Below are 14,080 nucleotides of genomic sequence, written 5' to 3'. Positions count from 1 at the left end.
AAGAACTTCGGGCGCCCCTCTCAACGTCGGCGCATCGCCCGGTCCATCTCCCGCTTCGTCTCCCGCTCCTTGATGTCGTGGCGCCGGTCCTCGTGCGTCTTGCCCCGGCAGAGCCCCAGCTCCACCTTGGCACGGCCTTTCCTGAAGTACAGCACAAGCGGGATGATCGAATAGCCCCGCTCACGCACCTTCGCCGTCCAACGGTCGATTTCTCCTCGGTGCATCAACAACTTGCGCCCCCGAGTGGGAAGGTGGTCGAAGACGCTCGCCGCCTTGTAGGAGCCGATGTTCGCGTTGAGCAGGAAGAGCTCGTCCCCCTTGGGGAGCGCGTAGGCGTCCGACAGATTGGCGATTCCGTCTCGCAGAGACTTCACCTCGCTTCCCGTGAGCGACAGCCCGGCCTCCAGCTTTTCGTCGACCGTGTAGTCGAAACGCGCACGACGGTTTTCCGCGATGACTCTCACGCCGGGCTCGCTGCCCACTCCCTTTGACTTCCCTCCGGATGTCATACGCGTCCCGCGTTCTCCTCACCACCCAACTGCATGTTGTCGATGAGGCGCGTCGTGCCACTGAAGGCCGCGACGAGCAACCGGGCAGGCTGCCCGGGCGCCACCGAAGCCAGCGGCGTCAACCGCTCCGCATCCACCAGTTCCACGTAGTCTTCCCGGAGCCCCGCCGCTTCCAATTCGCGCCGGACGGCCGCCACCAGGGGCTCCGACTCCCGCGTGCCCTCGCGCAGCAGCGCCTGGGCGGCCTTGAGCCCCCGGGACAGGGCCAGCGCCCGCTGCCGCTCCTCGGGGGATAGGTAGGCATTGCGGCTGCTCATCGCCAGGCCGTCCGGCTCACGCACCGTCGGCATGCCGACGATGTCCGCGCCCAGGTGCAGGTCCTGGTTGAGTGCCCGGATGACCTGGAGCTGCTGGTAGTCCTTCTCCCCGAAGAGCGCCACCTCCGGGCGGAACAGCGTCAGCAGCTTCGTGACGACGGTGGCCACCCCGCGGAAGTGCCCCGGACGCCGGGCCCCGCACAGGCCCTGGCTGACGTCCGTCACCTCCACGTACGTCTGGTAGCCCTGCGGGTACATCACCTCCGGGCCCGCGGGCGCGAAGATGGCCTGCGCGCCCGCGCTGATGCACTTGGCGACGTCACCCTCGTAGTCCCGGGGGTAGCGGGACAAGTCCTCCCGCGGCCCGAACTGCGTGGGGTTCACGAAGATGGACACGGCCACCACGTCCGCGCGGCGCCGCCCCTCGCGAATGAGCGAGAGGTGACCCTCGTGCAGGAAGCCCATGGTGGGCACCAGCGCGAGCCGGTGCCCCTCCCGGCGCAGCCCCGCCGTCCAGTCCTTCACGTCCTCAACGGTTTTCAGGACGGCGGGAGCCATGACTAGGCGGGTCTCCCGTAGACGGGGCCCATCTTCTCGCCATCCTCGGTGGGCGCGGATGGCTCCACCCGGGCCGCCGGAGCCGGAGCCCCCGTCGCCAGCCGGATGTTCTTGTTCGCCTTGAAGGAGTGCTCCTCGTCCGGGAACGCGCCCTTGCGGACCTCCGCGAAGTACGTGCCCGCGGCATCCGTAATCGAGCCGTGGAGGTTGGCGTAGCGCTTCACGAACTTCGGCTTGAAGTCCGGGTTCATGCCCAGCAGGTCGTAGCAGACGAGAACCTGGCCATCACAGTCCACGCCGGCGCCAATGCCGATGGTGGGGATGGACAGGCGCTGCGTCACGGTGCGCGCCAGGTCCATGGGCACGCCTTCCAGCACCAGCGCGTAGGCCCCGGCCTGCTCCAGCGCCAGCGCATCGTCCAGAATCTGCCGCGCCTGGTCATCGCCACGGCCCTGGACGACATAGCCGCCCATCTTGTGGACGGACTGCGGCGTCAGCCCCAGGTGTCCCATGACGGGGATGCTCGCGCGGACGATGGCCCGCACCGTGTCCGCGAACTCGGCGCCGCCCTCCATCTTGATGCTGCCCGCGCCGCCTTCCGCCACCAGCCGGCCCGCGTTGCGGACCGCTTCCTGGTTCGACACCTGGTAGCTCATGAAGGGCAGGTCGGCCACGACGTGCGCCCGGCGCGCGCCACGGGCCACGGCGGCCGTGTGGTAGACCATCTGGTCCATCGTCACCGGCAGCGTGGAGTCATGCCCCTGGATGACCATGCCTAGCGAGTCGCCTATCAGCAGTACGTCCGCGCCTGCCTCTTCGAGGATGTGGGCGAACGTGGCGTCGTAAGCGGTGACCATGCAGATCTTCTGACCGATCTGCTTGAAGCGCTTCAGTGTGTGGATGGTGACCTTGTCCTTCACGGTTCACCTCCTATGGCTACGGGTTGAACGGCCTGACGGGTCCATTCGCGCCTCGCCGTCCCCTCAGGGGATCGCCGGGAGCCCTGGGCCCGCCACCGCACTCTAACGCCCCCGCGCCTGCCGTGGGGGCATTGAAGGCGGACGTCCCACCAGGAGCCTGACTTTCAGCCCCGGCGGGAAGCCTTCGGAACGTAATGCTGCGTCCCCGGCTTCGCTTTCCGGATGGTGGCAAGCAGGTCTTCCCTGTCTGCCTCGACATTCACGAAGTCGATGTCCGAGGTATCCACGACGAGGAGCGGCGTGTCCGTGTAGTGGAAGAAGAAGTTGTTGTAGGAGTGGACGAGCCCCTCCAGGTACGTGGGGTCGAACTTGCGCTCGAACTCCCGGCCGCGCTTCTTGATGCGGTGCAGGAGCACGTCCAGTCGGGCCTGGAGATAGATGACCAGGTCCGGCTTGGCCACGCGGGGCCCGAGCGCCTCGAAGACGCGCTCGTAGAGGGCCAGCTCGTGCGCGTCCAGATTGAGGTGCGCGAAGATGCGGTCCTTGGCGAACAGGTAGTCGCTGACCGTCATCGAGCTGAAGAGGTCCTGCTGGAACAGCTCCTGCTGCTGCCGGAAGCGCGACAGCAGGAAGAAGATCTGCGTCTGGAACGCGAACTTCTGCCGGTCCGTGTAGAAGCTGGAAAGGAAGGGGTTCTCCTCCACGACTTCGAGGATGCGCCGCCCCGCCAGACGCTCCGCGAGGATGTTGGAGAGGCTCGTCTTGCCCACGCCAATGGGCCCTTCCACCACGATATACCGGTAGTCCATCCGCCCGAGGCCTCCCGCCCGCGGAATGCGCTTTGAGACCGCGCGCGCGAGACATCGCGCGAAGGCGCGGCCACGCACGCGGGCGGATAACACAACACGGCCGCTGGAATCCGGCAATTTTCCACGGCGGCCCGCGTCCCTTGACGCTCCGAGACGCATCCCCTACGGTCCGCGCGACTTCTTGGCGTGTGCGCGGGGTGGTCTCCGGACATGAGCGGCAGACACAGGGCGAAAACAGTGGTGCGGCTGGAAGAGGCCCGCCAGAGCACGCCCACCCAGCGAGCGCCCACACCTCCCGTGGAGCCGGATCCGCTCTACGGCGTGGTGCTGCTCAAGACGGCCATGGAGCTGAAGCGCCGACAGGACGGCACCGTGGAGGACATCCTCCGCGGCGTGCTCGCCCGGATGCGCATCCCCGAAGCCGAGTTCTTCGCCTACCTGGAGCAGCAGGGCGGCCTGCTCCAGGCGCTGGGCATGCGCGGACGCTAGCTGCGCCCTACTCCGCGGGCGTAGGCGGGGCCTCCTTCACGGGGCCAAGCGCGCGCTCGATGGCGGCGAACTCCTCGGGAGCCAGCGTCTCCGCGCGGCGCTGCGGATCCACGCCCGCGGCCTCCAGGGCGGCGATGAGCGTCTCCGTCGTCCCGAGCGTCGGGTCCGACTTGATGGAGTTGATGAGCGTCTTGCGCCGGTGCGCGAAGGACGCCTTCACCACGCGGGTGAAGCGGGCCTCGTCGATGATGGGCGCGCGCGGCGACTTGCGGCGGGTGAGCCGCAGCACCGCGGAGTCCACCTTCGGGGGCGGATGGAAGCGCCAGGCCTCCAGGGTGAGGACGTTGTCCGCGTCGTAGTGCATGCCCAGCAGCACCGTCAGCAGCCCGTAGTCACGGTTGCCGGGCTCCGCGGCGAGCCGCACCACGACTTCCTTCTGGAGCGTGAAGACGGCGCGCGAGACATGGGCCCGCTGCTCCAGCACTCGGAAGAGAATGGGGCTGGTGAGGTGGTACGGGAGGTTTCCCGCCACCGCGACGTCGGGCGCATTGGCCACCTGCGCGAAGTCCACCGTGGCCGCATTGCCAGACACCACGCGCACGCCGGGGATGGCCTCCTTCTCCAGCACCATCACCATGTCCCGGTCCCGCTCCACGGCGGTGACGCGGGCCCCGGTGGCGGCCAGGAAGCGCGTGAGGTGGCCCAGGCCCGGGCCCAGCTCCACCACCGGCTCATCGGCGCGCAGGTTCAGCGCGTCGGCGATGGCCTCCAGCGCGTCCTCGTCTCCGAGGAAGTTCTGTCCCCAGCTGTACTTGGCGCGCAGGCCATGCCGCTTGAGGATGTCTCTTGGCGATTCCACCCGTCTGCTCCCCTCTACATGCGCCAGGCCGGGTCGGCGGCGAGGCGGAAATCTCCGCGCAGGCCGCGGCGGTACGCCTCATACCCTGCCACCGCAATCATGGCGCCATTGTCCGTGCACAGCCGCACCGGGGGCAGGAACATGTTCAACCCCCGCTCCTCGGCCCGCGCCTGACACAGTGCCCGCAGCCGCGAGTTCGCAGCGACGCCGCCGCACAGCACCAGCTGCTTGTGGCCCAACCGGCGCGCGGCGGCCACCAGCTTCTTCGACAGCACGTCCGCCACGGCCTCCTGGAAGGACGCGCACAGGTCCGCCAGCGCCTGGCCCTGCGGCACGCCGTGCTTCTGCACGTGGTGCAGCACCGCCGTCTTCAACCCGGAGAAGGACACGTCGAAGTTGTCGCCCGGCAGCGCGCGCGGGAAGCGGATGGCCTCCGGATTCCCCTGCTGCGCCAGCTGATCGATGGGCTGCCCGCCCGGATATGGCAGGCCGAGGATGCGAGCGGTCTTGTCAAATGCCTCGCCGGCCGCGTCGTCGCGTGTGCTGCCCACCAGCCGGTACTGCCCGTAGGCCTGCACCTCGTAGAGGCTGGTGTGCCCGCCGGAGACGACGAGCCCGAGGAACGGCGGCTCCGGCGCCACCTCCAGCAGCCGGATGGCCAGCAGGTGGCCCTCCAGGTGGTTGGCGCCCACAAAGGGCTTGCCCGTCGCCAGGCTCAGGCCCTTGGCCACCTGCACGCCCACCAGCAGCGCGCCGATGAGGCCGGGGCCGGACGTGACGGCGATGAGGTCCACGTCGTCGAGCGTCTTGTTCGCCCGCGTCAGCGCTTCGTGGACGACGGGCAGCACCTGGACGATGTGGTTGCGGCTGGCCAGCTCCGGCACCACCCCACCCCACCGCCGGTGGATGTCCACCTGCGTGGAGACGACATCCGACAACGCGCGGCGGCCGTCCTCCACGACGGCGGCGGCAGTCTCATCACACGAGGTTTCCAGTCCTAGGACGAGCAAGGCGGCTCACTTCTCAGGGGGCCAATGAAGGAAGTGGGGCCGCCCCCGCTCAGTTGCCCAGCCCCCTGAGCAACGTGCGGACCTCTTCGGCGGAAGACCCCGTCGGTTCCAGCAACAAGTACTGCTTGTAGGCGTCGGCCGCCTGGGAATTCTTCCCGGTGAACTGTAGCGCCATGCCCAGCGACAGCCAGGCACGGGCGTTGGAGGCCTCTTCCTTGACGACCTCCTGCAGCAGCTTGGCCGCCTCGCGGTAGGCCCCGTCCGTGGTGAAGCCGTTCACCAGCGCGATGCCCAGGCCCGCCTTCGCCTCCGTGGCCGTCGGCTTGAGCGCCAGCGCCTTGCGATAGCTTCCCGCCGCCGACCGGAACCGCTGACTGACGACGGCCGCCCTCGCCTGCTTCACCAGCGTGGCGAACTCGACCTCCGGATCCACGGCGGGCGCCGGCGGAGTGGTGGTCTCGGTGGTCTCGGTGGGCGTCGCCTCGGGCGGCTTCGGCGCCTCGGCAATGGCCACGCCCGCATCTGGCGTAGCGGCGGGCGGCTCCGGCGGAGTCTCGGGAGCATTGGCCGTGGCATCCTCGGGCGGTGGCGCCTTCTCAGGGGGCGGCGTCTGCTGGGCGTCGCCGTTCGTGGGGGCCTTCGTCTCCACCACGGGAGGCTTCGACGGAGGCGTTTGCGACGGACCGCTGCCCGTCCCCGCGACGACGGCCGCGACCGCTCCGATGAGGACCACCGCCGCGCCGATGATGAGCCCGGTGCGCTTGGAACGACCCGCGTTGGCCACGCCTGCGTCATTCGCGTGCGTGGCCGCCGCCGGCTTCCTTTCGGCCGACTGTCCGGAAGAAGCGGGCTTCGCGGGCGCAACAGGGGCGGCGTCCGCTGACTTCACGGGCGTGACGACTCCGTCGTCGGTGGGCTTCGAGGAGGCAGCCGGGGCGGCCTCCTCGGGCGTCACGGGCGCGGCATCCACGGGCGTCGAGGACGGCACTGGAGCGGTATCGACCGGCGTCGCGAGCGCGGTGGCGGCCGGCTCGGCGGGCTGCGTCTCCACGGCAGGCGGAGCCGATACCGGGGATGCGAGAAACGGTTCGACCGTGCTGGCCAGTGGCGCGCTGGGCGTGGGCGGCTCGGCGGACAGCTCGGGCACGCCGTGGCCCGGATAGGGCGGCAGCGCGCGCTGGGACGTGGCGGGAACCTCTTCGGCCACGAACTCCGCATCGACCTGCACCGGCGGGATGGGCGGCGTCACGTAGCCGCTGCCACTCACCAGCGTCACCTCGGATGACGGCGGTGCCGGCGTCGGCGGGGGCACGGGCGGGAACGGATTGGGTGCCACGGCCGCGCCACCGAAGATGGGCGCACGCGGCGAGGGCACGGGCTCGAAGGCGGGCGCGCTCACGGCGAAGGCGGAGGAAGAGGAGGCGCCATGGGCCCGCGGCGTGTGCGACCAGCCAGAGCCGGGCCCCCACGTAGTGGGCGCGCTGATGCCCTCGGTGTCCACGCGGCTCCAGTCCAGCAGCAGGCTGCGACGCGCGTGCTCCACGGCGCGATGGGCCGGCGGCGGCTCGACCAGGAACGCCGAGCCCTCTTGCGCGGGGACCTCCGGAACCGGCTCGGCCACCGGAACTTCGGGCGTGTACTCGGGCGTGTCCGAGCGCTTGGGCCGCGCGTGGAAGACGACCACGTTGGCGGGCTGCGCAGGCGCGGCGGTCGGCTGCGGCGGCGCGGCCGGCTCGTCCTCCACGCCCGCGGGAGGCGCGAGCACGCTCTGCGGCATGGACCGCGGGGAAGGCTCCGGCGCGGCGGCCACGGGCTCGGGGGCCGCTTCGGGCACGGCGGCTTCGGGAACGGGCTGCGGCGGATTCTCCGGCGCGGGAGGCGCGGGTTCCACGGTCGCGCTGGCCTGCGGGGCCGTGTTGAGCCACTGCTCGATGCCAGGCTTGCTGCTCTGCACCGGCTCCAGCGGCGCGTTGCCCAGCTCGCGGATGAGGCCCTCAAAGTACAGCTTGCTGATGATGCCCAGCGCAGCCAGGTCCTCGAAGTCCGAGTCCTCCACCACGCGGCTCAACGCGCGCTTGCCGTCGAAGAGCCTCAGGAGACCGTTCACCTCGTCCGGAATCTCCGACAGGCGGTCGGCGAGCTGGTGGTAGTCGATCTCGAACACCGTCTCGAGCGGCGGCAGCTGCTCGAGCATGCGGCCCCACTCGTCGAGGCGGCGCATGCCCTCCATCAGCAGGCCCTGCGTGGAGATTTCGATGCGCTCCGGACGGTCCAGCGCGCTGAACTGCACCTCGAACTGCCCCTCGAAGGTGTTCAGCATCCGGTAGAAGGCGTTCTCGCCCTTGAGCCGTCCCAGCTCCGCGTCGATGACGCGTCCGTCCTTGAAGTAGACAGTGCCGGTGCGCTCGCCCTGGATGTTGATGAGACCCGTCTTGCGGCCAATCTCGAAGGTCTGCACCAGGTCCACCACGCCCATGTCGGCGAGGCTGCCGGCGAAGCCACCCTTCGTCGTCTCCCGCTTCTCGATCCTCTCCTTCTCCGCCTTCTGGAGGATCATCTTCACGCGGGTGACGATCTCTTTGATGTAGATCGGCTTGGTCAGGTAGTCGTCACCGCCAAGCTCCAGGCCGCGCACCTTGAACTCGACCGACTTCTGACTCGTCAGAAAGACGAACGGGATGAACTTGAAGCGCTCGTCGGACTTGAGCGTCTTGCACAGCTCGAAGCCGTCCATCTCCGGCATCTTCGTGTCCGCGAGCACGAGGTCCGGAGGGCTGATCTGGACCTTCTCGAGCGCATCCTTGCCGTGAATGGCCGTCGTCACGGAGAAGCCAGCCTTCTTCAGGCTGACCTCCATGACCCGGAGGCTCTTCGCGTCACCATCGACCAGGAGCAGGTGCTGCTTGGCCACGTTCCATGCCTTTCGTCACTGCAGACGGCCCAGGGAGCCTGACGCGGGAGCATCCTGCCCGCTTTCCAGGCGTGTCAATGGCTGGGGCCGGTGGGTAACCTGGCTGGCCTCCTGCTGGACAGGCGGCTCGAGTCAGGTGCGGGGAGAGTCAAATCGGGCCGGGCTGAAGCACCCGTACCCAGTGTGAGGCCTGCCGCGTTAGCGGAAGAAGCCTCCCTTCTTCGGAGGGTTCTTCTTGCGCATGTCGATGAGCCGCAGCTCCTGGTTGGCCTCCAGGTGCTTGGGGTTGGCGCGCACGGCCTCGCGGAAGCAGCGCTCCGCGCGGTCCATGTCGCCTTCGACCCGGGCAATGACGCCGAGCTGGTAGTGCGCCCGATCACAATTCGGATCGGCGCGCACCGCGTCCGCCATCATCTGCTTGGCCTTGGCCATGTCCGCCTTGCGCGCCGGATCCATGTAGATGGCCCAGGCCCGAGCGGACAGGTACAGGGGCTTGGGGTCCAGCGCGTGGGCGCGGTCGTAGTGGTCGGAGGCCGTGGTGAAGTCGCGCTTGCGGAAGAAGACCTCGCCCATCTTGTAGAGGTCGTCGGCGTTGCTGTCGGCACGGCCCTGCGGGCGGAGTACCGGGGCGGTCGGCGCGGACGCGGGCGGCTTGGGCAGGGCCTGCTGGGCCTGGAGGTTCTGCTGGTACGTCTTGCGCCGGGTGTCGTCGTAGAGGACCTCGTAGGCCTCTCGGATGGCTTCGAACACGGCGGTGATCTTCGGCGCCATGTGGGGCAGCGACGGCGGCAGGCGGTCCGGATGGAAGATCTTGGCCAGGTTGAGGAAGGCGGTCTTCACCTGGTCGCGCGTGGCGTCCTGCGGAACGCCGAGCACGTAGAAGTGGTCTCGCTTGGCCTGGACGTCCGCGAAGCGCTGCTCGAGCTTCTGGGCCAGGCGGGCCTCGTCGGGCCGGGGAGGCTCGGAGGCCGCGGGTGCCGGGGCGGCGGCGGGTTCGCTCGTGGGCGCGGGCGTGGCGCTCGGTGCGGCGGTCGGGCGCCCACCGAGGACACCCATGTTCTCCATGGCGCGGCGCAAGAGACGCTGCCGCCGGAGCTTTGCTGCCTCGTCGGGGTTGGAGGGATCTGCCGCCACGTCGTCCTCGTCAAAGTCCCAGTCGTCCAGGTCTCCGGACGGCTCGTCCCAGTCAGTCTGGCCAGTTGGCCATGAGTTGTCACCGGGGAAGGCCCCCGATGAATCCGGTGCTACCGGTTCGATGGTCGCCTCGACAATGGCCTCGACAGGAGGCTCGTCGAAATCGACGTTCGCCTGATTGACATCCGAGCGGACGAGCGACTCCAGGTGCGTATCGACCTGGAGGAGCGCGGCCTCGAACGACGCTGTCAGGGTGTCGGCGCCCTCGTCCTTGTCGAAGGCGACGATGCGCCAGAGGTCCTCGTCCCCTGACTTGGGTGCGGCCGGGCGCGGCGCGGGCGCGGACGGTTGGGTAGCCCAGCTGGCGTCGTCCTCCTCGTCGGGGGTCGCCTCCAGCAGGATGTCCGCGTCGTCTTCGGCGACAGGCGTGAGGACCGGAGGTTCGCCCGCGGCGGCGGGGCGGGCCGCGGGCGCGGGCAGTGGCTCGGCCACGGCCCAGAGTTCGGGCTCGGGTTCGACTTCCAGCAGCGGGAGTTCCGACTCGGTGTCGGACGCAGCGCTGAGGGAGATGGCCTCGGTGTGCCACTGCTCGTCCTGGACCGGGACACGGTCGTGCGTCCGGGTGGGCGGTGTCGGCTGGGGCGGCTCGTCCGCGAGCCAGGGCTCGAGCGGCTGGGACTTCGAGCGGCGCAGGGCCTCCTCCATGTCGTGGAGGAGCTCGGCCTGGGCCTTCTGCCGGGCGACTCGCAGGGCGTCCGCGCTTTCGGGCAGAGCGGCCAGGTCCAGGTCGGATGCACCGGCGTCCTGGACGGAGCCGGCCCAGGAATCCGCCTCGGAAGGCTGAGCGGGAAGCTCGGTGAGCAGGATGTCGCCCACATCAAGCGTGAGGGCCTCGACGTCCGCGGCCGCGAGTTCGGGGATGGAGGCGGACTGCGTGGAGTCTTCGGTGGGACGGGGTTCGTCTGCCTGACGGGCCTGCTCGGCGGCGCGAGCTTCCTTGCCGCGACGGACGGCATCGGCGCGGCGGCGTTCGACCTCCAGGCGCAGTTCTTCGGCCTGGCGGGCTTCTTCGGCCTGGCGGGCTTCTGCCTCGACGCGCGCGACCTCGGCGAGACGGGCCTCCTCCGCGGCCCAGATCTCCTCCGCGCGGCGGGCCTCTCTCGCAAGGCGGGCGGACTCCGCGAGACGGCGCTCCTCGATGAGGCGGGCTTCTTCGGCACGGCGTTCCGCCTCGAGCCGAGCCTCTTCCGCGAGACGGGCCTCCTCCGCAAGCCGCTCCGCCTCTTCCGCCAGGCGTTCTGCCTCGAGCCGAGCGGCCTCCACACGCTGCGCCTCTTCCGCCAGGCGGCGCTCTTCTTCGAGGCGAGCTTCTTCCGCGATGCGGGCCTCTTCTTCGAGGCGCGCTTCTTCGGCGAGACGGGCCTCTTCTTCGAGGCGCGCTTCTTCGGCGAGACGGGCCTCTTCTTCGAGGCGCGCTTCTTCGGCGAGACGGGCCTCTTCTTCGAGGCGGCGCTCCTCTTCGAGACGAGCCTCTTCCGCCAGACGACGCTCTTCGGCGAGGCGGGCCTCTTCCGCCAGCCGAGCCTCCTCCGCCAGACGACGCTCTTCTTCGAGGCGGGCCTCTTCCGCCAGCCGAGCCTCCTCCGCCAAACGACGCTCTTCTTCGAGGCGGGCCTCCTCCGCGAGCCGAACTTCCTCGGCGAGACGGGCTTCTTCAGCGAGCCGGGCCTCTTCAGCCAGCCGAGCCTCTTCAGCCAGCCGAGCCTCTTCAGCGAGATGGGCCTCTTCAGCCAAGCGACGCTCTTCTTCGAGCCGAGCCTCTTCAGCGAGACGCGCCGCCTCGTCAGCCAGGCGAGCCTCTTCCGCCAGACGACGCTCTTCTTCGAGTCGAGCCTCTTCCGCCAGCCGAGCTTCTTCGGCTACACGAGCCGCTTCTGCGAGCCGCGACTCTTCCGCCAACCGAGCCTCTTCGGCGAGGCGGCGTTCTTCTTCAGCCCGAGCTTCTTCGGCGAGACGGACCTCTTCCGCGAGCCGAGCCTCCTCCGCCAGACGACGCTCTTCGGCGAGGCGGCGTTCTTCTTCGAGGCGCGCCTCTTCCGCCAAGCGGGCTTCTTCAGCGAGCCGGGCCTCCTCTTCGAGCCGAGCCTCTTCCGCCAAGCGCGATTCTTCTGCAACACGTTCGGCTTCAAGCCGAGCCTCTTCCGCCAAGCGCGCTTCTTCAGCGAGCCGGGCTTCTTCAGCGAGCCGAGCCTCTTCAGCCAGACGAGCTTCTTCGGCGAGGCGAGCCTCTTCAGCTAGGCGAGCTTCTTCAACGAGGCGCGCAGCCTCAAGAAGAGCCGCTTCTGCCAGACGCGCTTCCTCCGCCAGGCGCTCCGCCTCTAGCCGGGCCTCTTCCGCCAGACGACGCTCTTCTTCGAGCCGCGCCTCCTCAGCAAGTCGCGCCTCCTCCGCGAGGCGATGCTCCTCTTCAAGCCGGGCCTCTTCTGCGAGGCGGGCCTCTTCTGCGAGGTGACGCGCCTCTTCAGCCAGCCGGGCCTCTTCCGCGAGCCGAGCCTCTTCCGCGAGCCGAGCCTCTTCAGCCAGCCGAGCTTCTTCGGCTACGCGGGCCTCTTCTGCGAGCCGAGCCTCTTCTGCGAGCCGAGCCTCTTCAGCCAGCCGAGCTTCTTCGGCTACGCGGGCCTCTTCTGCGAGCCGAGCCTCTTCTGCGAGCCGAGCCTCTTCCGCGAGGCGGGCTTCTTCGGCGAGCCGCGCCTCTTCGGCCAGGCGCTCCGCCTCAAGCCGAGCCTCTTCGGCAAGACGCGCCTCCTCCTCGAGCCGCGCCTCCTCCGCGAGACGCCGCTCCTCCTCGAGCCGCGCCTCTTCCGCGAGACGCCGTTCCTCTTCAGCAAGGCGCTCCGCCTCAAGCCGAGCTACCTCTGCGAGACGGGCCTCTTCCGCGCGGCGAGCCTCTTCGGCCACGCGACGCTCTTCTTCGAGCCGCGCTTCTTCCGCCAGCCGCGCTTCTTCCGCCAGCCGCGCCTCTTCCGCCAGGCGCGCTTCTTCGAGCCGAGCCGCCTCAGCGAGTCGAGCTTCCTCTGCCAGCCGGGCCTCTTCTGCGCGGCGAGCCTCATCCGCCAGACGAAGCTCTTCTTCAAGGCGGCGTTCTTCTTCAAGCCGCGCCTCTTCCGCCAGGCGGCGCTCTTCTTGGAGCCGCGCTTCTTCCGCCAACCGGGCCTCTTCCGCGAGCCGAGCCTCTTCAGCCAGCCGAGCTTCTTCGGCTACGCGGGCCTCTTCTGCGAGCCGAGCCTCTTCTGCGAGCCGAGCCTCTTCTGCGAGCCGAGCCTCTTCCGCGAGGCGGCGCTCCTCTTCGAGCCGAGCCTCTTCTGCGAGGCGAGCTTCTTCGGCGAGCCGCGCCTCTTCGGCCAGGCGCTCCGCCTCAAGCCGAGCCTCTTCGGCAAGACGCGCCTCCTCCTCGAGCCGCGCCTCCTCCGCGAGACGCCGCTCCTCCTCGAGCCGCGCCTCTTCCGCGAGACGCCGTTCCTCTTCAGCAAGGCGCTCCGCCTCAAGCCGAGCTACCTCTGCGAGACGGGCCTCTTCCGCGCGGCGAGCCTCTTCGGCCACGCGACGCTCTTCTTCGAGCCGCGCTTCTTCCGCCAGCCGAGCCTCTTCAGCCAGGCGCGCTTCTTCGGCGAGCCGCGCCTCTTCCGCCAGGCGCGCTTCTTCGAGCCGAGCCGCCTCAGCGAGTCGAGCTTCTTCCGCCAGGCGCTCCGCCTCGAGCCGAGCCTCCTCCGCGAGCCGAGCCTCCTCGGCAAGCCGAGCCTCCTCGGCAAGCCGCTCCGCCTCAAGCCGAGCCTCCTCCGCCCGCCGCCGCTCCTCTTCGAGCCGCGCGTCCTCCTCCGCCCGCTGCCGAGCCTCTTCCTCCTCCTGTCGAACCCGCTCGCGCTCCTCCCAGTCCTCCACGGAGAGCGCCTGCACCCAGCCCTCGCGCTCCAGCACGAGCAGCAGCGCTTCCTGCGCGGGCGTCAGCGACTCCGGCTCACGGAACTCCGCCAACGTCTCCAGGAACGCCCGCTCCGAAGCATCCGCGAGCCACGGCCCACAGGCCTCGACATCCTCACACCGGAACACTCGCGCCGCGGCGCCGCCATGAATCGGCCCCTCCAGCGCCGCGCGCACCACCCGCACGCCCGCGATGGGCTGAAACCCCTCCGCCTCCACCGTCCCCGGCTCGAACGCGGCCTGCTCCGCCAGCGCACTCAACCGCCGGACATGCGCGAGCACCTGCTGCTCCGCCACCACGTCCGGCACCAGGTTGAATTCCTCCAGCGTCTCCTCGTCCGGAGCCCCCGCCCCACCCCGCGCCCACAGCGTGTCCAGCGCCTCCGCATCCAGCATCCCCGACTGGAGCAGGGCCTGCGCCGGGCTCTGGAACCCAAAGCCCAGCTGCGTCCCCACGAGGTTCCCCTCACGCAGCCACAGCTGGGACTCGCGCCCTCCCGAGGAAAGCGTGAGCCTCCCGGTGGCTCGGGACTTGTGGGCGGAATAGAGCGCTTCGGCGGCCTGCGACGGGGTCATGCGTCGCCGC

Annotated in this window: 9 protein-coding genes; 1 reads left to right on the top strand and 8 read right to left on the bottom strand. The window is 69.6% G+C overall.

Annotated features, from left to right (window positions below):
- Positions 1 to 20 precede the first annotated feature (20 nt).
- The 4 genes from smpB to BHS09_RS09955 all read right to left on the bottom strand — a co-directional run bounded on the left by smpB (position 21) and on the right by BHS09_RS09955 (position 3,113).
- Positions 21 to 509: an SsrA-binding protein SmpB gene (smpB, locus tag BHS09_RS09970; protein WP_140789216.1), complete on the bottom strand. Its 489-nt coding sequence runs from the start codon at positions 507 to 509 to the stop codon at positions 21 to 23.
- A complete protein-coding gene (panC, locus tag BHS09_RS09965; protein ID WP_140789214.1) occupies positions 506 to 1,384 on the bottom strand; it encodes a pantoate--beta-alanine ligase in 879 nt (292 codons plus the stop codon). Before panC ends, smpB begins: the two co-directional genes overlap by 4 nt.
- A gap of 2 nt (positions 1,385 to 1,386) precedes the next feature.
- Positions 1,387 to 2,304 carry a 3-methyl-2-oxobutanoate hydroxymethyltransferase gene (gene panB, locus BHS09_RS09960; protein ID WP_140789212.1) on the bottom strand — a complete coding sequence of 306 codons (918 nt, stop codon included), beginning with the start codon at positions 2,302 to 2,304 and terminating at the stop codon, positions 1,387 to 1,389.
- Between the two features lie 164 nt (positions 2,305 to 2,468).
- Complete coding sequence (locus BHS09_RS09955) at positions 2,469 to 3,113, bottom strand: deoxynucleoside kinase (RefSeq protein ID WP_011552138.1); 645 nt, start codon at positions 3,111 to 3,113, stop codon at positions 2,469 to 2,471.
- Between the two features lie 210 nt (positions 3,114 to 3,323).
- On the opposite strand from BHS09_RS09955, the gene BHS09_RS09950 reads away from it, so the two are divergent.
- Positions 3,324 to 3,602, top strand: coding sequence for a hypothetical protein (locus BHS09_RS09950; RefSeq protein ID WP_043710562.1), 279 nt, complete (start codon positions 3,324 to 3,326; stop codon positions 3,600 to 3,602).
- Positions 3,603 to 3,609: 7 nt separating this feature from the next.
- Here BHS09_RS09950 and rsmA read toward each other — a convergent pair whose 3' ends face one another.
- The 4 genes from rsmA to BHS09_RS39265 all read right to left on the bottom strand — a co-directional run bounded on the left by rsmA (position 3,610) and on the right by BHS09_RS39265 (position 14,070).
- The gene (rsmA, locus tag BHS09_RS09945) at positions 3,610 to 4,461 is read right to left on the bottom strand and encodes a 16S rRNA (adenine(1518)-N(6)/adenine(1519)-N(6))-dimethyltransferase RsmA (RefSeq protein WP_140797761.1); all 852 of its coding nucleotides are present in this window, start codon (positions 4,459 to 4,461) and stop codon (positions 3,610 to 3,612) included.
- A gap of 14 nt (positions 4,462 to 4,475) precedes the next feature.
- Positions 4,476 to 5,471 carry a tRNA (adenosine(37)-N6)-threonylcarbamoyltransferase complex transferase subunit TsaD gene (tsaD, locus tag BHS09_RS09940; RefSeq protein ID WP_140797760.1) on the bottom strand — a complete coding sequence of 332 codons (996 nt, stop codon included), beginning with the start codon at positions 5,469 to 5,471 and terminating at the stop codon, positions 4,476 to 4,478.
- 49 nt (positions 5,472 to 5,520) lie between these two features.
- A complete protein-coding gene (locus BHS09_RS09935; protein WP_140797759.1) occupies positions 5,521 to 8,382 on the bottom strand; it encodes a response regulator in 2,862 nt (953 codons plus the stop codon).
- Between the two features lie 198 nt (positions 8,383 to 8,580).
- A complete protein-coding gene (locus tag BHS09_RS39265) occupies positions 8,581 to 14,070 on the bottom strand; it encodes a J domain-containing protein (protein ID WP_237080443.1) in 5,490 nt (1,829 codons plus the stop codon).
- Positions 14,071 to 14,080: the final 10 nt, after the last annotated feature.

This window comes from Myxococcus xanthus, assembly GCF_006402735.1.
In the GTDB taxonomy this organism is placed as follows: domain Bacteria; phylum Myxococcota; class Myxococcia; order Myxococcales; family Myxococcaceae; genus Myxococcus; species Myxococcus xanthus_A.
Note: the sequence above shows the minus strand (reverse complement) of the source record. Positions and strands in the feature narration are given on the sequence as shown.